The following is a 360-nucleotide window of genomic DNA, read 5'->3' on the forward strand; positions in this document are numbered from 1 at the left end:
GACTACTAGGGTATCTAATCCGGTTTGCTCCCCACGCACTCGCGCCTCAGCGTCAGAACAGAGCCAGGATGCCGCCTTCGCCCCTGGTGTTCCACCCGATCTCTACGCATTTCACCGCTCCACCGGGTATTCCACATCCCTCTCTCTGTCTCCAGTCATGTCGTGTACCCTGGCCTACGTCGGTTGAGCCGACGTCTGTCACACGGCACGTCCATGACCGCCTGCGCGCGCTGTACGCCCAGTAATTCCGGACAACGCTTGCCCCCTCTGTATTACCGCGGCTGCTGGCACAGAGTTAGCCGGGGCTTCTTTTGGAGGTACTGTCCGTTTCATCCCTCCCGAAAGGAGTTTACAACCCGA

The 360-nt window shown here is 59.4% G+C and carries 1 rRNA gene; it reads right to left on the reverse strand.

The features are described from left to right. Positions 1 to 360 (reverse strand): 16S ribosomal RNA (locus tag ACTHSL_RS13215); the annotation flags it as partial.

It is taken from the genome of Neisseria sp. P0008.S010, from assembly GCF_051962715.1.
Classification (GTDB): Bacteria; Pseudomonadota; Gammaproteobacteria; order Burkholderiales; family Neisseriaceae; genus Neisseria; species Neisseria elongata.